Genomic DNA, 17,738 nt, shown 5'->3' with positions numbered 1-17,738 from the left:
CGTCCCGTGTTCGCAATGCTATGAGACCGCTGACCGGGCTCCCCAGCCCGCCGGTCGCGCGTGCTTAGCTACGTAGCAGAGGGGCCGTCACTTCGAGGGCTGCCGCCACTCGGTGATCTTGCGGCCCAATGAATCGGCCGCGTTCGAGGCTGCCCGTCCCACGCCCTCGACGATGCCACCGAATCCGTCGCGGATACCTTTGATCAGCGGGTCGTTGGACTGGTCGAAGCCGTCCCGGTAGTACCGGGCGGCCGCGCCAAGGTCGTCTGCAAATTTGGCGTTGCCGTCGTCGGCCCGACGCGGGTACTCGCCGGCTATCACCTTGGCATAGCCGCCGGTGTCCACCCAGTGAGTCAAGGCGGCAGCCCGCAGCACCGAGAACGGATGGGTCTGCAGCTCCAGGTTGAGCAGCTTGAGCACCCCGTCGCGCATATCGCCGGATGTCTCGTATTCCCGGGCCTGAGCCAAGAAGGCCTCCGAGTCCAGCTTGTCCAGCCGGCAGCCGCCAGCGAGCTTCATCTCCACCCTGAGCGCGGTGTCCAAATCCTGCGCGCACAGCAACCCAGCGCGATCGCCGGACAGCTCCGATTTGCGCTGCCATTCCAGCAGCGCAGCCACGATTGCGCGCAGCGCCCAGCCGCCAACCGGCAAGACGCCGAATGACCGGGCCAACCGCAGCAGATGCATCATCATCGTGCGGTACACCGCGTGGCCGGACAGTGCGTGGCCGAGCTCGTGGCCCATCACGAACCGCATCTCGTCGTGTGTCACCAGGTCGTACAGCCCCGAGGTGATCACGGTGAATGGCTTGCCCATGCCGATGGTGAAGGCATCCGCGATTGGTGACTGCATCACGTAGAGTTCGGGTTTCGCCGACGCGTCCAGCACATCCACGCATTCGTCCAGCAGCGCGTCGAGGTCGGCGAACTGCGCGGCCCGACCCGTGCCGCGCTGGCCAGGTACAGCAGCCGGTGCTGCCGTTCCCGCAACATCCCCGACATCAGCTTCAAGATCTGGTCGAAGCCTTTGAGCCGGCGCAGCGCGGAAAGGGCGGTCCGGTCGGCGGGGTGCTCCCACGCTCTTGAGCTGATCTCGGGAAACGTTTTGCGGGTTGTAGCGGGTGTCTGAGACATGGCTCGGTCCCCTCGTTGGTCCGGTCTTCAGAATACGGCGCGCCGACCAGCAGGTTGGTTGGCGAAACCGCAGCCCAGCACCCTGGGAGGCCACACACCAGGAGCCAGTAGGTCGAACCGCTTTTCGCGAAATACCGTCCATCTGCTCGACGAAATCCGTGACCTTTGCCGTCAGATCACTGACATTACGCTCACAACTCGCAGCGTAGTTTGAAAGTGAGTTGGCGGTTAGCGAGCGCACATCTGCCCAGGCGACAACCTGGTCCGGAGGGCCGATCTGAGCACCCGATTTACCAACCTGAGATTGGCCATCGACCCCTGGGGTCAAAGATCCCGCTCAGTTTGGCGAGCAGGCGCCCATATAGGTGCTGTTATCGGCGCACTGCGTAGTTGCGGATACGTTCACGCCGGTGTGTCGGCGCCGGGGCATACCGTCAAGTCTCTGGTGCTGACGGCGACTTCGGCACTTCGTTCGGCAGCGCGTTGCCGACCCAAAAACGCAGGATGGAGGCGCATCTCTTCCTCGAGCTGATGGTCACGCTGCTGAGCTGCAATCCATGCCGGGTGTGACTGAAGAAAAATCACCGTCGCCTCTGATGCATTCGCCACGATTGGCACCGCCTTTCAGATGTACGCAACTCAACTGCACTCGCCGTGCAACACCAAATGCATGGCCGGTGTTTCCACCTTGTTGTCCAGGATTCCGGGCAAAGCTGTGACCCAACCGTGTCTTTAGATGAGAATTGCCCGTGAATTCGCTGGAAATCCGCACCGCTGCGAACACGGGCAGCGTGCGCTGCGTTAAGTGCCGTAGCCGGTATGAAAAGCGCCGACGATCGAATACGGCAGTTAACGAAAATAGTTACCAATTGCATTGATTAACCCCGGGCTTCGCCCCCGCTCCGGGGCCAGACACCGATCGATGAAAAGCATTAGCGACCTGCTCGTTTCGGCACCGAAACGGCTGCCGAGACCATAAGCGGACCAGTGCCCTGGTGCTGGCCTCAGCAAGCACGTGTTGGCGGTACGGTGCGCTCATGGCCGATCGAAACCGCCGCTTTCTCCTTCGCGAACGCCCAACCGGACGCATCGGGCCGGACACCAGCCGGTGCGGTCGGCTCTGTTGCCGGCCAGCTGGCCAAGGCCGACGGCGCACGCGTCGTAGGGATCGCCGGCGGCCCCGAGAAGTGCGCGCTTCTCACCGACTAGCGGGGCTTTGACGCGGCGGTGGACCACCGCGCCGCCGACTGGGCGGCTCAGCTGGTCGGGCGAGTAGCGTTCCGCGCATGTTTCGCATGACGGTCCAAGACGTGTTCTTCATTCGCAATCGCGGGCTTGTGGCTACCGGCCGCGTCGAGCATGGGGAGCTGAGGGTCGGCGACGAGGTCCGGATCAACGAGGGTTCAGCTGTGCGGGTCGACGCTATCGAGGCCTTTCGCAAAAAGCGGGACACGGCAAAGGCCGGCGATAACGTCGGCCTGCTGTTCCACAGGCTCGACAAGGGCGAGCTAGCGCCCGGAGATGTGATCACTTCCGCGGGTGTATTTCTGGCATAAAGCCGGACTGGTTGCGGCGATCCGACATCGGAACGGTCCCGTTTGGCGCCAGTCAGCGCTCGACGATTCGCTGCAGGGTGATGTCGAACAGGGCATCGAGAGCCTGTTGGTGACCGCTGCCGGCCGAACCAGTCAGGATCAACCCTGATGTGCGCCCGTAGGAGTAGTAATCAGTGCGCGTCTCGTCGGCAGGCTCTGCACTGATCGTCGTCGTGAGTGAGTACCGGAAGCGCTGCGGACCGGCGGTCGGCCGAGAATCCTCGAGGATGCGCACCGTGTAAGAACCGGCGACAGCACTACCAAATCGCAAACATCGGGATACCAAGCCGACGAACGCATCGAACCCGCTTCGGTCGAACTCACGGCCAACCGTCAAGAGGATGTCCTTGCCGTCGGCGACCGCGACCTGCGCGGCGGGGTCGTGCCCGAACACTTGGGCCGCGTCGAACGCGCCGGTCGAGGCCACCCCCACCACCCCGAAGCACTCGATGGGATCAAAACCCAGACCTTCATCGAACACGTGATATTTGAAGTATCCGAACGTGTCCGAGAGCTCCGTGGTCTCGTCGACGGTCCACGAGGCCGGGAATTCGCTCTGCTTGGGCAGCAACTGCGCTAGTTCCTGGTCGCTGAGGGCAGCCAGCCTCGGGGCGAGCGGCTGGCGGCCCGACGCGCCGGAGCGTAAGGCGCTGTGCACCGCGGGGGCGGTGATCAGTACGGCGGCGGTCGCGAGGACGCACAGCGCGGCAGCTATCAGCCCTGACCTCTGTGAATCGCGGAGTCGCGCCGAGCCGCTCATAACGCGCGCAACTTCTGCACTGTTCGGGTTGCGAGCTGCCTCACCAGATCCAGGTCGGCGCCCTGAAGATAGCTGGTGCACTCCAGCAGGACGCCCCGCACGGCGTAGTACGCGACATGGTAAGTCGACGACGGGTCACGGCCGTCGGCGGTGGTAAACGTCCTTGTGACCGCGACGGCGGCGTCGGCACCGCCGGCCGAAAGCGCTTCCACCTCGGTGGTGACGGTTCGTTCGTTCTTGACCGTTCCGTCCAAAAAGTGGTTGGTGACCTGGTAAGAACCGCACCGGTTTAGCCAGTCCAGGTAGTTGGCGATCCGCGCCGGGCCGTCGGCAACGGCCCAGAGTGCGAAGCGGGCGTTGGGTCCGCGCTCATCGCTTTCCCCGGTCGCGGCAGCATCCAGGGGCGCATCTTGCCCGAACACCTGCACGTCGCGGTCTATCTGGACATAGGCGGCCAAGTCGGCGCTGGAGTGGTCCAGGATTTTCGGAATGTTTCCGCATCCAGCCGGCGAATAGACGGCTGCTCGGCTCGTGTTAGGCAGCGCGGCCGGCGGCACGGTGCTTGGCGAGACCGCTCGTCGCAACCGCCCGGTCAACGAGTAGCCCCAATCGGCCGGGACGTCCTGACTGGCGGGCAACGCAGTGGCGAGCACCCAGTTCGATCGTGACAGCAGGCTCGCCGCGGCTCGGGCCTGGTTGGCCGGCGGCGCGGTCAGCACCAAGGCCGCACCGCAGGCGCCCAGCACGGCAAGGGAAATAGCACCTATCGCTCTCGGTGACGGTGTACTAGCTGGCCAACGCATCACCGATCGAAAAGGTGACCACGAAGCCGCTCGAGGTTATCCATCAGCACGGCCGAGCTGTGGACGCGCTGAACCGATTGAACCGCAATTCGTGCTCCTCCCCGCGGGCCGGTCTGCGCGGCGTCCGCATCGCCACCGGGGTGTCGCCGTACACATTAGCGTTCAGCGCGGCATTGCGGCCGAAGACACAACGGCGGCTTCCCCGCCCGCGATGGCAGGTGTGACACAGTCGGCCGAGCCCCGGCATGGAATTTGCGTACGCCTTAGCTTTTGTTTGACGCCCAACTTTCATTACGCATGTGAAAGTGTTGCAAATAGCTATTTATTCCGGCAGATCGCATGATTGTTTCGGTGTTTGCCAGACCGAACTCAGGGGTGCGACTGACCGTTTCGTTCGTTGTGTTCGGTCCCACGGGCAGGCAGACCGCGTGCCGCAGTGTGATTTGCGCAATAGGTCGACACTTGCGGCTGGGTGCATCACCTTCGAGCAACGCTGGTTCCGACCTTCGCACAGGGCGATCCGGCGCAAGGTCAGGTGGCTGCAAACGTATTTCTGCGGCTTCGCGGGTCTGCTAACCCGCAGCGGGTCTAGAATTGTCTTATTGTCCGGCGCAGCCGGACCGGGCTTTGCGGCGGTAGTCGCGCCGGCTTTCCGCGGGGATTGCTACGGGGGCGTCACAAGCGTTCGAGTCCGCGCACAAACACACAGGAGCAATAACCAGATGGATTCCTTGTCACACGATCCGGCCGCTGGCGACATCGGATCGCAACTGGTCGAGATCGGTAGCCGTGGCCTGGCGGCCGGCAACGCGGCGACGATGCCGACCATGACCGGGCTGGTACCCGCGGGGGGCGAAGAGGTGTCCGCGCAGGCTGTGATGGCGTTCGCGACGGAGGCCGCTTCAATGATCGCTTCGAACACGGCAGCTCAAGAGGAGCTGATGCGAGCGGGGACAGCGTTGACGGACATCGCTCGGATGTATGGGGATACCGATGACAATGCGGCGGGTGCGTTGACGATCGGAGCCGGCCTGACATCGCGCCACCCGCTCGCGGGTGGGTCGGGCGCAAGCGCAGGTGCGGGACTGATGCGCGCGGGATCGCTGCCCGGCGAAGCCGGATCGGCGGCGCGCACCCCGCTGATGGCTCAGTTGTTGGAGGGGGCATCCTCGCCGATGGCATCGACCGCCGCTAACGCCGGATCGTCGGCGATGAGTGGAGCTGCCCCGGTGGGCAGCGGAATGGGGGCCGGAACGCCAGCCGGCGGCAGCTCCAAAGCAGGGCTGGTCTCGGCCACCGGGCCGGCGGACGAGGATGACAAGGACCCGGAAGACCGGCGCGACCAGCCCAGTGGTGAGCGCTTGGCGTAGCCGCCCGCGACGTTCAACTCGTTACTTTTCGTTGCTTTCGCTGTCACGGCCGTAGCCCCAGACCCATCCGTAGGCCTGGGAGCGGTCTCTTACGCTTGCGCTACTACTCGTTAGCGAAGGAGAGGTGTGGTGACCGACCCCGACATCGCCACCGTCTTGCGGCAGATGAAGATCCCCGAGCGTATGACCAGCAGCCAGGCGCTCCGCGACTTCTTGCTGGCCAACACCGAGGACGGACGGAACGTGCCAACTGGTCCCGAACAAGTCCTTCAGTTGAATGGGCTGCTCCTCCTTTCGCACCTGGAGGTCATTAACGCCCTTGGGGCTTTGGAAGAGCGATTCGCGCTGGAGCATTACCAGAAGTTCCAGCAAGAGCTGAAGAAGCACCGAAAGCGCAGATGGTGGTAGTGCGGCAAACGCATAGCCGGCGTCGACACACGCGGTGAGGTGGCGCCGTCGTACCGTGAGGTGTGCGGTGGATTGTCGACGGTATGAACGTGATCGGAAGTCGTCCGGATGGTTGGTGGCGCGACCGCCATCGCGCGATGGTGATGCTGGTGGAAAGGCTCGAGGGGTGGGCCATCACCAAGGCTCGGGGCGACGACGTGACGGTGGTGTTCGAGCGGCCGCCGTCGACCGCCATCCCGTCATCGGTGGTCGAAGTGGCGCATGCGCCCAAGGCGGCCGCCAACTCGGCCGACGACGAGATCGTCCGGCTGGTCCGATCCGGCGCCCAGCCACAAGAGATTCGTGTGGTGACATCGGACAAAGCGTTGACCGACCGGGTCCGAGACTTGGGTGCGGCAGTCTACCCGGCAGAACGGTTCCGTGACCTTATCGACCCGCGCGGGTCGAACGCGGCCCGCCGCACGCAGTGATTAGGGCTCCGGCGATCGAAGACGCCTCAGATGCGCTGCTGGAACTGCCGGTCTCCCACGCGGTTAATCTCCGGTGCCCGGCCCAGATCTGGCAGCCGCGGAACTCAGCGGTGCGCTAGCGACCGCCTACTGCGGCGGCATTGCGGGCGGCGGGTACACGCCGCGCAGGATCCATGGCAGCCAGTTGATGCCGTATTCGATCTCGTCGCTGGCGTCGTAGTCGGGGCTGGGGTCGATAGGAACGTTCTCTTGCGCGGCCACCGGGGACGGCGGTCCGGTTACCGCTCCCCTGGGCGGCATCGCGGAAGGTCGATCGGGCTGTCCGTAAACGGCCACCACGACGGTGCGATCCGGGGTGTTTTCTGACCACACCCCGATCTGGGTGTTGGCGCAGTCGGACATGATCGCGAAAAACGCGGGGTTGTAGTACCACTGGTTTATCAACTCGATGCCGCTGATCGCTACGGCGGGATTGATCGCCACGGTTTCAGCGACTTTCCCGCGGAAGCCGGCGGCATGCGCGCGGTCTTGCGGTGTGGATCCGTCAGAACCGGTGTCGTCGTTGAGGTGCCGGTTGTTCAGCAGATCGAGGGTGTGCCATTGGGCGGCCAATTGTAGTTGCGGGTTGATCGTGACGTCGTTGGTGCAGCCGGCCTGACGTTGAACGGTGTAGACGTTGGCGACCACGCCGTCGTTGAGCCGCTTGTCGTCGGCCCGTGCGGCGGGAGCAGCCATTATGGCGACGGCGGTGGTCGCGGACAAGGCACACGTGGCCGATGCTCGACGCGACATATCAGTCCCCTTACCTCAGCCCGAGCGCCGATTGTCGACCGCGGAGTTTCGCAACTGCCAGATCAGCGCGGGGCAGAGTTCGTTGACAGCCTGGCTGAGCAGATACGAGGCCTGGTATTGGTCGCGGGTGTCGAAATCAGCCTTGACGTCGGCGATGATCTGTGCGTAAGGGCGGCCCCGAGACACCTTCTCGCAGAGGCCATGTCCGTAACTCAACGCGGCGTCGGCGTTGGCGAAGTTGTAGCCCGGGCGTACCGTCACGTTGACCAGATAGGCGACCACGTCGGCGCGTGCGTGTGGTGGCACCGCCGCCGTCACGACACCGCATAGCAGCGCACCCACGAAAACGCCGGCGGCAAGGGTCTGCTGGGGCATCAATGATTGGCGCTGCACTGGTGCCCCCCGTCAGATCGGTTCGAATTGCGAGATCAGCCAACGCCCGTTGATGTTGTCGAGGGTCACCCGAACGCTGGAAGCGGCGGTGGTCGGCGCGTCCTTGCCGACGGTGATGGTCTGGTTTACGAACAGCAGGACGACGGCGCGGTCGGCGGAAGTCGACACCGACGCCGCGGCCGCGACGGTGGCCACGGCCGAGATCTGCTTCTGCTGTGCGCCGGGGATCACCACGTCGTGGGTCAGCTGTGTGTAGGCGTCGAGGAACGTGCCCGTGAGCCTGCTTCGCGCGCTCTCGAGGTCATGCTGCACGGTGTCGGGCCGGTAAGACAGCAGCGCGGTGGTGCCGTCGGTCGCGGCCCGCACGGATTCCGCACGGGCAACCGCGGCGTCGCGGACGGCGCCGTCCTGCCATTTCAGCAAGCCCGCGCCACACGTCAGCGCCAACGCCAGCCCGGGCAGCAGCCCGTAGGCGATCACCCGCGACCAGCTCACGGCACGAACCCGACGTCGGACACCTTGACCCGGTCGCCGACCCGCTGCACGGTGATGCGCATTCGCCACGCTCGTGGAACCGGGTCGGCTTCGCCGGCATTCGACGTTTGCACGGACACCGCCACCAGCGCCTGGGCCGTGTCGGCGGTCTGCGTCTGCAGCCCGGCCTCGGTGATCGTGCCGACCGTGCTGGCCTTTGCGTGCCTCAGTACTTCGACGAAGGGCTGGGACCGCTGGGCGAAGTCGTTGTAAAACTCGCCTGTGGCGCCGTCCAGAATGCGGCGCACATCCGCCTCGGCGTTGCGCCAGTCGATGGTCGTTAGGTTCAGCGCGCACTGCCGGGCCGCTTGCAGGAAGTGACCACGCTGGTCCTGCGCATGGCGTGCCCGCTGGACGCGAAATCCCCAGCAACACAACAGCACCGCCAAAGCGACGACGACGACCAGGCCGAACAGCAGCATGCGCCGCGGCGCCGACATGGATGGTTTGGCTGGGGCCGGCGACACGCCGGCTGCCTCAGCGATCTCCGATACGGCGTCATCCTCGGCGTCGGAATCCACTGCTACCGACATCGTGTCCTCCCTCCATCACCGTCAGCTGCCCGGCGGCAGCAGCATCGTTTGCCATGTCTGCGGGATGTCCTGGCCGGACCCCAAACCCGGCACCGTGGCGTTGGGGTCGCCCTTCCAGTTGTAGCCGTCGTTCAGCGGCAGGTATGGCTCGTCGCTCTCGCATAACTTCACGGTGGGTGCGCGCTTGCCCGGCACGGTTTCACAGGGGATGTTGCGGGCGCGGCGCACGTTAAACGGCGAATCCTGGGGCACCCGGCAGTACAGATCACCGGCCGGGCGATCCGGGTAGTCCTCGAACGTGGGAATGCGCCGCTGCTGGGCCGGCAGAAAGCCGGTGGTGCACGGCGGCGGCAGGTTCAGGTTGAGGTTGAAGCTCAGATACTGGCCCCGGTAGGCCTGCTTGGTGTTGAGGTTGGCCAGGATGCCGGCCTGTTCGGCGGCGATGGCCATGGGGAACACCACCAGCAGCTGTTCGATGTCGTTGTGATAGGTGAGTGCGACCTGGCCGACGCTGACCAGGTTGGCCAGCAGGATGGGCACGGTGGGTTGTAGCCGCTCGAGCAGTTGGCGCGTCTCCCCCAACGCCGGACCGCCCCGGTCGATGAGATCGCCGACCGCCGAGTCGTGTGTCTGCAATTGGCCGGTGACTGCGGCCAGCTGTGCCGCCCAGGCCGCGATCGCATCCGAGGTGTGGGTCTGCGAATCCAGCACCGGTCCTGCCCGGTCGATCAGCGCCACCAGCGGATCGAGATTCGCGCGAGCATCGATCGCCAGTTCCGCCGAGCCCTTGATCAGCCGGGAAAGTTCGAGCCCTAACCCGGCCACCGCGGTGTACGACTCGTCGATGACGGTCTGCAGGTTCTCGTGAGGTATTGCCTCCAATGCGGTGTTGGCCGCGCTGAGCAGGTCGTTGATGTCGGGCGGCACCGAGGTGTCGGCCAGCGCAATGACATCGCCGTTCTTCAGTGGCGGCGAGGCGGCGTTGCGCGGCAACAACTCGACGTAGGTTTCGCCGATCGCGGTGTGGCTGTGCACCTCGGCCTTGAGGTCCGACGGGATATCGATGCCCGATTTCAGGGCCAGCACCGCTTGCACCCCGGTGTCGGTGAGCCGCACCGCTGCCACCCGGCCCACCTCAAAGCCGCGGTAGGTGACATTGCCGGTGCGATACAGCCCACCGGCTTCGACCAGCTCCATCGTCACCGTGTAGCGGCCGACGCCGAAAAGCATCGCCGGCAGCCTCACGAAATGCAGGAACGTGATGGCCAGCACGCCCACCGCGATCACGGTAAAGACGGCCAGCTGAACGATCACTCGGCGCGGTAGATGCAGCATCTAGGGCCCCTGATCCCAGCGGTAGGCGATCGTCAGCGGATTGCCCGGGGTACCCCGATAGCCCGCGGTACACGGGCTGGGGAACTGCCCAATGGTGCGACCCCACTGCAGCTCGAGCTGGGTCAGATGACACTCCCAGCGGGTGCCGGTCAACAGGCCCTGGTCGATGCGGCTGAGCGTGAGGTCGACGATCGCGGTCAGGTTGGCGTATTCGCCGCGCTGGAAATTTTGGAACGTCTCGTTCGGGAACGGGAACGTGGCCAGCAGGGACAGCGATCGGGTCAGCGCCGGACCGGAATTGGCCAGCGACTCCAACACCGGTCCGAGTTGCCGCAGTTCGGTGACCAGGTTCGCGGTGGTCTTGTTGACCGAGTCGACGGTCAGGGCGCTGAACTTGCTCAGCTGCTCGGCAGCCTCGACGAGCGTGTCCCGCTCATCGGCCAGCACCGCGAGCGCGTCGGGGATGGTGGCCAGGGCCCGATCGAAGACGGGTTGCTGGTCGGCGAACTTGCCGACGAGGCGGTTGAGGCTGTCGGTGGCCGCGATGATGTCACCGGACTGGTTGTTGAGGTATGCGGTGAAGGTGTCCAGCTGCCCAATCAGCCCGCGCAGATCGTGCTCACGGCCGGCAAACGCGGTGCTCAACGCCTCGGTGATGTCTTGAACCTGGCCCAGTCCGCCGCCGTTGAGCACCAGCGACAGCGCTGCCAGCGTCTGCTCGGTGCTTGGGTAGGCGCTACCGTGTGACAGCGCAATGAGTGAACCGTCGCGCAGCTTGCCTTGCCGCGCTTCGCCTTTCGGTGGCGCCAGCTCGATGTGGTAGGAACCCAGCAGGCTGGTGGTGCCGATCTTGGCCGTTGCGTTGGCGGGCAAATCGACGTCGCCATCCAGCCGCATGGTCACCAACGCGTGCCAGCCTTGGCGCTCGATTTTCGTGACGTGGCCGACCGTCACGTCGGCAACCCGCACCCGCGAGTTCGGCTGGATGTTGTTGACATCCGGCAGCTGCGCCTGGACCGCGAAGGACCCCGGGCCGTTGCCCTGCGTGCCGGGCAGCGGCAGCGAATTCAGCCCGCGCCAGCCGCAGCTCGCTACCACGGCCGCGATCATCACCAGGGTCAGGCCGATCCTCACGAGCCACCCCCCGGCGGCATCATCATGCCGCGCAGGCCGGTCGCGGGATCGACGGTCACGGCCGCGGCCGGATCTGGCGGCGTGTCCGCAACTGGTGCAACGTAATCGGGCCGCAGCCAGTCCTCGCTGTAGGTGACCTCGTTAGGCCTGGCCTGCGCCCCGACGAACAGGTTCGCCCCCAGCGGCGGGTAGTTGTACTGGCGGTTCTTCACGATCGGCGCCAGGTATTGCACGCACAATTTGGCCGCTTGCTCGCCGCCCAGCCGGGAGGCAGCCTGGATCGCGCCGCACAGGAAGGCGATTGGGTTGGCCATGTTGTTGCCCGCCAGCGCGCCGGTCAGCGCGCCGTTGGCCGGTTCGAAGATGTTGTTGAAGTTCTGCAACACCGTCGGGCTGATATGCAGCGTCTGCTTGATGTCGTCGAGGCTGTCGACCAGCGCGGTGGTGATTGACGCGAGCTTGTCTGATGCGGTGCCGATCGCCTCGCGGTGCTCGGCGGCGAAGCTGCCGACGTCGGCTACGACCGCGTTGAGGTCCTCGGCTGCCTGACCGATCTTGTCCGGGCCATCGGCCAGCAGCGAGGTCACCGCGGCCAGGTTGTGGTTGAGCCGTTCGAGCAGGTCAGCGCTGTCATGCAGCGCCGTGACCAGCGTCGACAGGTTCGTCACGGTGGAGAAGATGTCTTTGCTGTGGTCACCGAGAGCCGAAATCGCTTGTGACAGTTTGATGATGGTGTCGCGGATGGTGGCGCCTTGCCCGCGCAGGTTGTCGGCGGCAGTATTGATGAGCGCACCCAGCGTGCTGACGCCGCCCGGCCGGGTGGGCTGCAGCAATGCGGTCAGCCGCTGAAGTTGCGCCCGCAAGTCGTCCCACTCCACCGGCACCACGGTGCGCTCTTGCGGGATTACTGTGCCGTCGGCCATGGTCGGCCCGCCGGCATACGGCGGTGTCAGCTGGATGGCCCGGCCGGTCACCAGTTGCGGCGACAGGATCGCCGCGGCGGCATCGGCGGGGACTCGGTATTTGCGGTCGAACCAGAACGAAATCTTGGCGCGCAGCGGTTGCGGTTCGATCTTGACGATCTTGCCCACCGGCACGCCCCGAATGAGCACGTCGTCACCGGCGAACACACCGTTGCTGTTGTCGAAGTAGGCGACCACGGTCGTGCGGGCGGCGGCGTCGGCGGTGCGCATGGCCAGGATCACGCCCGCGACCAGCACCAGGGCGGTCGCCAACACCGAGCGGGCACGTCTGAGTTTCGTTGTCACGGTTGGTCTCCCGGCTGCTGCGCGGGCGGGCCGGGCGGCGGCCCGCCGGGCGGCGGCGCGGGCGGCTCCGGCCGGTACGGATAGCGCGGATCGCCGGGATTGCCGGTGATCGCGTCGGGCAGCGTCAGCCGCGGCTCACCGCCCTGGCCCGTGCGCGGGTAGGGCATCGGCAACGGCGGGGTTCCGGGTTGACCGGTCGGTGGGTCGGTCAGCTGCGACGGCAGCAACGTGGCCGGGTCGAGCCCCAGGTCGGAGAACGCGGCGCTGATGAACGGTTGCACGAACTGACCCGGCAGCAGGTTCACCACGTATGCCTTGAAGAACGGGCCCGACGACAGCGACTCACCCAGCGACATGACATAGGTGTTGATCAGCGGGATGGCCTGCCGCACACGCTCTTTGCGGTTTTCGACGATAGCCAGCACCCCGTTGAGCTTGTCCAGCGCCGGGCGCAGCTGCTGGCGGTTCTCAGCGATGAAGCCCCGCAGTTGTTCGGCCACCGCCGAGATGTTCGCCCAGATCCGGTCCAGGGCGGCGCTTTGGGTGCGCAGCTGCGCCAAGACCACATTCGTGTCGCGCACCAGGCCGACGATCTGGTCGGTGCGGTTGGCCAGCACCCCGGTGGCTTTGGCCGCGTTGGCCAGCAGGCTGCGCAGTTGGTTGTCGCGCTCATCGAGGGTTTGGGCGAGCCGGGCCACCCCGTGTATGGCGTTGCGGAAGTGCGCCGGCGTATCGGCAAAGGTCTGCGCCAGGGTGGCCAGCGATTCGGACAGCCGCTCGGTGTGCAACCCGCTGATCGTGGCGGCCAAATCGCCAAGGGCGTCGGGCAGTTGGTAGGGCGACGTGGTCCGCTCGATCGGGATCGGAGAATCGAGTCGGCCGTCCCCGCGGGGGGTGACGTCGAGGAACTTGCTGCCCAACAAGCCCTTGGTTTTGATTGCCACTTCGGTGCGGTTTCCGAGTCGGACGTCGGTGTCGACCTTGAACTCCACCAGCACGCCCGGTCCGTCGAGCGAGATGCTGGACACCTTTCCCACCGGATAGCCGGAGACCTCGACGGTGTTGCCGGTGCGCAGCCCGCCGGCGTCGGCGAAATAGGCGGAGACCCTGGTGCCCTGGTTGAAAAACGGCAGCCGCTGGTATTGCAGCGCGGCCAGCGCAACGGCGGCGACGACGACGATGCCGACTGTGCCGATGGCCAGACGGTTGCGTTCGGCGAAGGATTTCATTTCGGCGCGCACCGCCCGCTGTCCTGACCGGCCAGCTTGATGTACACCGGCTGGCCGCCCTTGCCGTTGACCTTGAGCACGACGTCGCACAGGTAGAAGGCGAAGAAGTCGCCGTACATACCCTGGCGGACCAGCGCCTGGTATTTGTCCGGCAGCGTGTTGAGCAGATTGTCGAGGTAGTCGTGGTCGGCGGCCGCGATGCCGGCCACCCGATCGGTCTCGCGAACCACCTTCGCCAACGGCGCGCGAGCCTGCGACAGCAGATCGGCGACCGAGCCGGCGGCGGCGTTGGTGTAGGCCACGGCGTTGGAGATGTCGGTCTTGCGTTGCGCGAGCCGGTGAATCAACGCTGATAGCGACGTCACCGCCTGGTCCAACCGATCGGTGTGAGCGCCCAGCGAGCCCAGCACCACGTTGAGGTTGGTGATCACCTGCCCGATCAGCCGATCACGGTCGGCCAGGGTGTTGGTCACGGCCGCGGACTGGGCCAGCAATGACCCGATCGTGGGCCCCTGTCCGGCAAACGCGTGCAGCAACTGTTCGCTCAGCGCGTTGACCTGCTCGGGGTTCAGCGCACGAAACAGCGGCTTGAATCCACCGATCAGGGCATCCAGATCCAACGCCGGTTGGGTGCGCGCCAACGGAATCGTGTGACCGGGACGAAGAACGGCGAGTCCGCCGGCCCCTTCCTCCAGCGCCAAATAGCGGTCACCGAACAGGTTGTCGTAGCGGATCACCGCCCGGGTGCCCCGCGTGAGGGTGACCGAGTTGTCGGCGGTGAACTGCACCCGCACCGTCGCGTCGGGGTTGATGGAGATCCTGGTGACCTTGCCGACCTCGACGCCGGCGATGCGCACCAGCTTGCCCGTTCGCAGATTGGACACGTTGGCGAACTCGGCGTAGTAGGTCTTGCCGTCGCCGAAGCGCACCTCCCCGAAGACGGCAATCAGCAGGAACGCCGTCAGCAGGCATACCGCCAGGAAGACGCCGAGGCGCACCACGACGCCCCCCAGGTTCTCCCTCATGGCTGCTCCCCCGCCGCGGGGTTGGGCCCGATCGCCGGCCCGGGGATGCACTGACGGATCGACGGCGGCTCGGGCACCGCGCGGGTCACCGGGAAGTAGTTGGCCCAGCAGGGATGCCCGATGCCGGGGTTGGGCCGGATGTCCAGCCCGGTTCCCCATCCGGTGTTGGTGACCAGCTGGCGCACCGGGAAGTTGTGGGTGGCATCCGGCAATGGCCCGCATCCCGGCCTTCCGCCGGGACCCCCCTTGGCCGCGACAACCGGCAGGTTGTCCGGATAGACATAGGGGTCGTTGCCGAACAGTAGCGCCACATCGAGTTGTAGCGTGCGCCCGTCGGCCCCGCCCCAGGCCGCATAGCCGCCGTTGTCGAGATACCACTTGGCGCCCTGCAGGAAGCAGGTGTATTCGGGGTTGTACTTGAACAGCAGGCTCGTGGTCGGCGCCAGGATGTCGGCCGCGCCGACGAGATTGTCTCGGCTGCTGCCAAGCAGGTTGGTGCCAGCGTTGGATAGTCCGATGGCGTTGAGTAGCAAGGCATCCAGCTGCGTCGAATGATTCACGACGGTCGCACTGGTGGTGCTGGCGGCGTTCAGGATCGTCAGGATGTCTTGGGCGGCCGCGTCATAGGTGTCGGTGAAGTTCTTGAGCGATCGCCAGTTGCCGCCGATGGTGTCGCCGCGTGCGTTGAGTGCCTCCAGCACCTCGTTGAGGTCGGTGGTGGCCTGGCCTATCCGTTCACCTTGCCCGCGAACGGCGTCGGCGACCGCGGTCAGCACGGCGTTCAGTTTCAGCGGGTCGATCATGTTGAGCAGGTCGACGACGTTTTCGAAGACGGTGTTGATTTCCGTGCTGACGTTCTTCGAATGCAGTACCGCCCCAGCGGACAGCCGTGCACGACTTGGGTTTTGCGGCATCACCAGGTCGACGAACTTGGCACCGAATGCGGTGGTGGCGCTGATCTGTGCCTCGACATTGGCCGGGATGTACCGGATCTGGTCGGGGTCGATCTCCAGTCTGAGGCTCGCCCCGTTCTGGGCCCACTCGATCCGACCGATCTGGGCGACCCGGCCGACCTGCACACCGCGCATCATGACCTTGGCGCCGGAGTCCATCACCAGCCCGGAGCGGTCGGCCGTCAGCGTCACCGGCACAGTCGACCGCAAGCTGCCCGTGAAGGACACCGCCGTCACCAGGACAGCCACCCCGATCACCGCGAACAGGATCAGCGTCCACCACGCGTCGTGCAAACGGTGTCGACCCGGCCCGCGTCTCATGTCACTAGGTCGCCAGGTGAAAGTTGGGCGACTGGCCGTAGATGGCCAGCGTCATGACAAGGATTGCGATCGACGCGACGACCATCGAGGCACGCACGGCCCGGCCGACCGCCTCGCCAACCCCGGCCGGCCCGCCATGTGCGGCGTAGCCGTAATAGGTGCACACCAGCATGATCATCAGAGCGACCACGACGACTTCAACCGACGACCAGAGCACGTCGGTCGGGCGCAGGAACGTGTTGAAGTAGTGGTCGTACACGCCCGACCCCTGGCCATAGATGGCGGTGGTGCCGACGCGCGCGGCCAGGTAGGCCGTCATCAGTCCCACACAGAACAGAGGGACGGCCACGACCACTCCGGCCAGCACCCGGGTGCTCGCCAGGTAGCTGATGCTGCGGATGCCGATCACCTCGAGCGCGTCGATCTCCTCGTTTATCCGCATCGCCCCCAGCGCAGCGGTGGTACCGGCACCGACGGTGGCCGCTAGCGCGACCATCACGGTTCCGGGCTGAATCTCGCGGGTGTTGAAGAAGGCCGACGCGAAGCCGGTCAGCGCCTCCACACCCACCGAAGCGAACTGGTTGTAGCCCTGCACGGCCACGATCGCGCCGGTGGTCATCGCCAAGAACCCGACGATCGCGACCGTTCCACCGATCACCGCAAGAACCCCGGTCCCCAACCCCATTTGCGCGATCACCCGCAGCAGCTCGCCGCGGTAGTGCATGAGGGCGTCGGGAATCCCGGCCAGCGTGCCGACGAAGAACCGCATCTGCGATCCCATCCGATTCCATTCGCTTACAAGGGCTTTCGCTGCCGTCATGGGTTCACCTCAGGACACCATGAATGGGATGCCGACCGCGGTGACGACGATGTTGATCACGAACAAGACGATGAAGGCAAACACCACGGTTTCGTTCACCGCCCGGCCGACTCCGGCCGGGCCGCCACCGACCGACATGCCCTTATAGCAGGCGATCAGTCCGGCCATCAGCCCGAACAACGTCGCCTTGATCATCGAAATGACGACGTCCACGGTGTGGGTCAGCGTGGTAAGCCCGGTCACCCATGCCCCCGCCGAGACGTGCATGAGAAACACCGAGCAAAAGAACGCGCCGATCAGCCCCGTCGCGGTCACCACCGAATTCAGCGCCAACGACACCGTGGTGGCCGCCAGCACGCGCGGAGCCGCTAGCGCTTGGATCGGGTTGATGCCCATCACCCGCAGTGCGTCGAGTTCCTCACGGATGGTGCGCGCACCCAGATCGGCGCACATGGCGGTGGCGCCCGCGCCCGCGACCACCAAGACCGTGACGATCGGGGCGCTTTGGTTCACGGTGAAGATCGCACAGCCGGTGCCGGAAAAGTCCGCGGCACCGATGTCGGTCAGCAAGACGTTGAAGAGAAACCCCGAGATCACCGCCCATGGGATCGTCATCAACACCCCAGGCAGCGTCGACACCCGCGCCACGAACCAGCACTGAAGTAGGTATTCACGCCACGCGAAAGGCGGCTTGAACATGCACACGGACGTGTCGAGCGTCATCGCGAAGAAATCGCCCAGCGCGCCCACCGGCCGCAAGACCGGATCAGCGACCCGACCGGCCGCCTTGTCGGCCACGATTACCATGGCGCGGCGCACCAGCTGGATTCGATGCTGGGCCGTTGGGTGAGGTGGCGCACGC

19 protein-coding genes and 1 pseudogene are annotated in these 17,738 nt (G+C 65.5%); 5 read left to right on the top strand and 15 right to left on the bottom strand.

The features are described 5' to 3' along the window. Window positions 1-87 precede the first annotated feature (87 nt). Window positions 88-1,133 (bottom strand): annotated as a pseudogene (locus FF952_RS10465) (M48 family metallopeptidase). A gap of 1,029 nt (window positions 1,134-2,162) precedes the next feature. Here FF952_RS10465 and FF952_RS10460 point away from each other — a divergent pair. Together FF952_RS10460 and FF952_RS10455 are read left to right on the top strand one after the other, a co-directional pair. Then, window positions 2,163-2,342: a dehydrogenase gene (locus FF952_RS10460; RefSeq protein ID WP_003907830.1), complete on the top strand. Its 180-nt coding sequence runs from the start codon at window positions 2,163-2,165 to the stop codon at window positions 2,340-2,342. A 77-nt stretch (window positions 2,343-2,419) separates the two neighbouring features. After that, entirely contained in the window at window positions 2,420-2,689 is a 270-nt protein-coding gene (locus tag FF952_RS10455) for an EF-Tu/IF-2/RF-3 family GTPase (RefSeq protein WP_003901305.1), read from the top strand. Between the two features lie 52 nt (window positions 2,690-2,741). Here the strand turns inward: FF952_RS10455 and FF952_RS10450 are convergent, their stop codons facing one another. After that, window positions 2,742-3,488, bottom strand: a complete 747-nt coding sequence (locus tag FF952_RS10450; protein ID WP_003904751.1) for a hypothetical protein — start codon at window positions 3,486-3,488, stop codon at window positions 2,742-2,744. Continuing rightward, window positions 3,485-4,234 (bottom strand): hypothetical protein, encoded by a 750-nt coding sequence (locus FF952_RS10445; RefSeq protein ID WP_003908776.1) that lies wholly within the window; start codon window positions 4,232-4,234, stop codon window positions 3,485-3,487. The genes FF952_RS10450 and FF952_RS10445 overlap by 4 nt, the downstream gene beginning before the upstream one ends. Window positions 4,235-5,013: 779 nt before the next feature. Here FF952_RS10445 and FF952_RS10440 point away from each other — a divergent pair. The 3 genes from FF952_RS10440 (at window position 5,014) to FF952_RS10430 (ending at window position 6,539) form a co-directional block, all read left to right on the top strand. Beyond that, on the top strand, window positions 5,014-5,661 hold the full coding sequence (locus FF952_RS10440) for a PE family protein (protein WP_003909553.1): 648 nt from the start codon (window positions 5,014-5,016) through the stop codon (window positions 5,659-5,661). 126 nt (window positions 5,662-5,787) lie between these two features. Then, window positions 5,788-6,069, top strand: a complete 282-nt coding sequence (locus FF952_RS10435) for a hypothetical protein (protein WP_009940633.1) — start codon at window positions 5,788-5,790, stop codon at window positions 6,067-6,069. Window positions 6,070-6,131: 62 nt separating this feature from the next. Next, window positions 6,132-6,539, top strand: coding sequence for an NYN domain-containing protein (locus FF952_RS10430; protein ID WP_003899113.1), 408 nt, complete (start codon window positions 6,132-6,134; stop codon window positions 6,537-6,539). Between the two features lie 126 nt (window positions 6,540-6,665). Here FF952_RS10430 and FF952_RS10425 read toward each other — a convergent pair whose 3' ends face one another. From FF952_RS10425 to FF952_RS10370, 12 genes are read right to left on the bottom strand one after another with little or no spacing between them, the layout of a single operon-like run. Beyond that, window positions 6,666-7,331, bottom strand: coding sequence for a CAP domain-containing protein (locus FF952_RS10425; RefSeq protein ID WP_003904748.1), 666 nt, complete (start codon window positions 7,329-7,331; stop codon window positions 6,666-6,668). A gap of 15 nt (window positions 7,332-7,346) precedes the next feature. After that, complete coding sequence (locus FF952_RS10420) at window positions 7,347-7,724, bottom strand: DUF732 domain-containing protein (RefSeq protein ID WP_003899111.1); 378 nt, start codon at window positions 7,722-7,724, stop codon at window positions 7,347-7,349. Between the two features lie 12 nt (window positions 7,725-7,736). Beyond that, a complete protein-coding gene (locus FF952_RS10415) occupies window positions 7,737-8,219 on the bottom strand; it encodes an Rv1363c family protein (protein ID WP_003899110.1) in 483 nt (160 codons plus the stop codon). Further along, window positions 8,216-8,791, bottom strand: coding sequence for an Mce associated membrane protein (locus tag FF952_RS10410; protein WP_003899109.1), 576 nt, complete (start codon window positions 8,789-8,791; stop codon window positions 8,216-8,218). The genes FF952_RS10415 and FF952_RS10410 overlap by 4 nt, the downstream gene beginning before the upstream one ends. 21 nt (window positions 8,792-8,812) lie before the next feature. Then, entirely contained in the window at window positions 8,813-10,126 is a 1,314-nt protein-coding gene (locus FF952_RS10405; protein ID WP_003904747.1) for an MCE family protein, read from the bottom strand. Further along, window positions 10,127-11,260: an Mce family lipoprotein LprM gene (gene lprM, locus FF952_RS10400; protein ID WP_003899107.1), complete on the bottom strand. Its 1,134-nt coding sequence runs from the start codon at window positions 11,258-11,260 to the stop codon at window positions 10,127-10,129. It abuts the gene before it with no gap. Then, entirely contained in the window at window positions 11,257-12,528 is a 1,272-nt protein-coding gene (locus FF952_RS10395; RefSeq protein WP_003899106.1) for a virulence factor Mce family protein, read from the bottom strand. The genes lprM and FF952_RS10395 overlap by 4 nt, the downstream gene beginning before the upstream one ends. Then, a complete protein-coding gene (locus tag FF952_RS10390; RefSeq protein ID WP_003904746.1) occupies window positions 12,525-13,757 on the bottom strand; it encodes a virulence factor Mce family protein in 1,233 nt (410 codons plus the stop codon). The genes FF952_RS10395 and FF952_RS10390 overlap by 4 nt, the downstream gene beginning before the upstream one ends. Then, window positions 13,754-14,782 carry a virulence factor Mce family protein gene (locus tag FF952_RS10385; RefSeq protein ID WP_003899104.1) on the bottom strand — a complete coding sequence of 343 codons (1,029 nt, stop codon included), beginning with the start codon at window positions 14,780-14,782 and terminating at the stop codon, window positions 13,754-13,756. The genes FF952_RS10390 and FF952_RS10385 overlap by 4 nt, the downstream gene beginning before the upstream one ends. Further along, window positions 14,779-16,056 (bottom strand): MCE family protein, encoded by a 1,278-nt coding sequence (locus FF952_RS10380; protein ID WP_003901299.1) that lies wholly within the window; start codon window positions 16,054-16,056, stop codon window positions 14,779-14,781. The genes FF952_RS10385 and FF952_RS10380 overlap by 4 nt, the downstream gene beginning before the upstream one ends. Window positions 16,057-16,060: 4 nt before the next feature. Continuing rightward, the gene (locus FF952_RS10375) at window positions 16,061-16,876 is read right to left on the bottom strand and encodes an ABC transporter permease (RefSeq protein WP_003899102.1); all 816 of its coding nucleotides are present in this window, start codon (window positions 16,874-16,876) and stop codon (window positions 16,061-16,063) included. A gap of 9 nt (window positions 16,877-16,885) precedes the next feature. Continuing rightward, window positions 16,886-17,683, bottom strand: coding sequence for an MlaE family ABC transporter permease (locus tag FF952_RS10370; RefSeq protein ID WP_003899101.1), 798 nt, complete (start codon window positions 17,681-17,683; stop codon window positions 16,886-16,888). Window positions 17,684-17,738: the final 55 nt, after the last annotated feature.

It is taken from the genome of Mycobacterium tuberculosis complex sp. N0072, assembly GCF_030323725.1.
GTDB lineage: Bacteria > Actinomycetota > Actinomycetes > Mycobacteriales > Mycobacteriaceae > Mycobacterium > Mycobacterium tuberculosis.
Note: the sequence above shows the minus strand (reverse complement) of the source record. Positions and strands in the feature narration are given on the sequence as shown.

What these genes read in the sequence shown, in the direction of transcription:
- FF952_RS10390 (WP_003904746.1), bottom strand. Translation starts at nt 13,757, where the DNA reads ATGAAATCCTTCGCCGAACGCAACCGTCTGGCCATCGGCACAGTCGGC.
- FF952_RS10440 (WP_003909553.1), top strand. Translation starts at nt 5,014, where the DNA reads ATGGATTCCTTGTCACACGATCCGGCCGCTGGCGACATCGGATCGCAA.
- FF952_RS10455 (WP_003901305.1), top strand. Translation starts at nt 2,420, where the DNA reads ATGTTTCGCATGACGGTCCAAGACGTGTTCTTCATTCGCAATCGCGGG.
- FF952_RS10380 (WP_003901299.1), bottom strand. Translation starts at nt 16,056, where the DNA reads ATGAGACGCGGGCCGGGTCGACACCGTTTGCACGACGCGTGGTGGACG.
- FF952_RS10375 (WP_003899102.1), bottom strand. Translation starts at nt 16,876, where the DNA reads ATGACGGCAGCGAAAGCCCTTGTAAGCGAATGGAATCGGATGGGATCG.
- FF952_RS10410 (WP_003899109.1), bottom strand. Translation starts at nt 8,791, where the DNA reads ATGTCGGTAGCAGTGGATTCCGACGCCGAGGATGACGCCGTATCGGAG.
- FF952_RS10370 (WP_003899101.1), bottom strand. Translation starts at nt 17,683, where the DNA reads ATGGTAATCGTGGCCGACAAGGCGGCCGGTCGGGTCGCTGATCCGGTC.
- FF952_RS10450 (WP_003904751.1), bottom strand. Translation starts at nt 3,488, where the DNA reads ATGAGCGGCTCGGCGCGACTCCGCGATTCACAGAGGTCAGGGCTGATA.
- FF952_RS10385 (WP_003899104.1), bottom strand. Translation starts at nt 14,782, where the DNA reads ATGAGGGAGAACCTGGGGGGCGTCGTGGTGCGCCTCGGCGTCTTCCTG.
- FF952_RS10425 (WP_003904748.1), bottom strand. Translation starts at nt 7,331, where the DNA reads ATGTCGCGTCGAGCATCGGCCACGTGTGCCTTGTCCGCGACCACCGCC.
- FF952_RS10405 (WP_003904747.1), bottom strand. Translation starts at nt 10,126, where the DNA reads ATGCTGCATCTACCGCGCCGAGTGATCGTTCAGCTGGCCGTCTTTACC.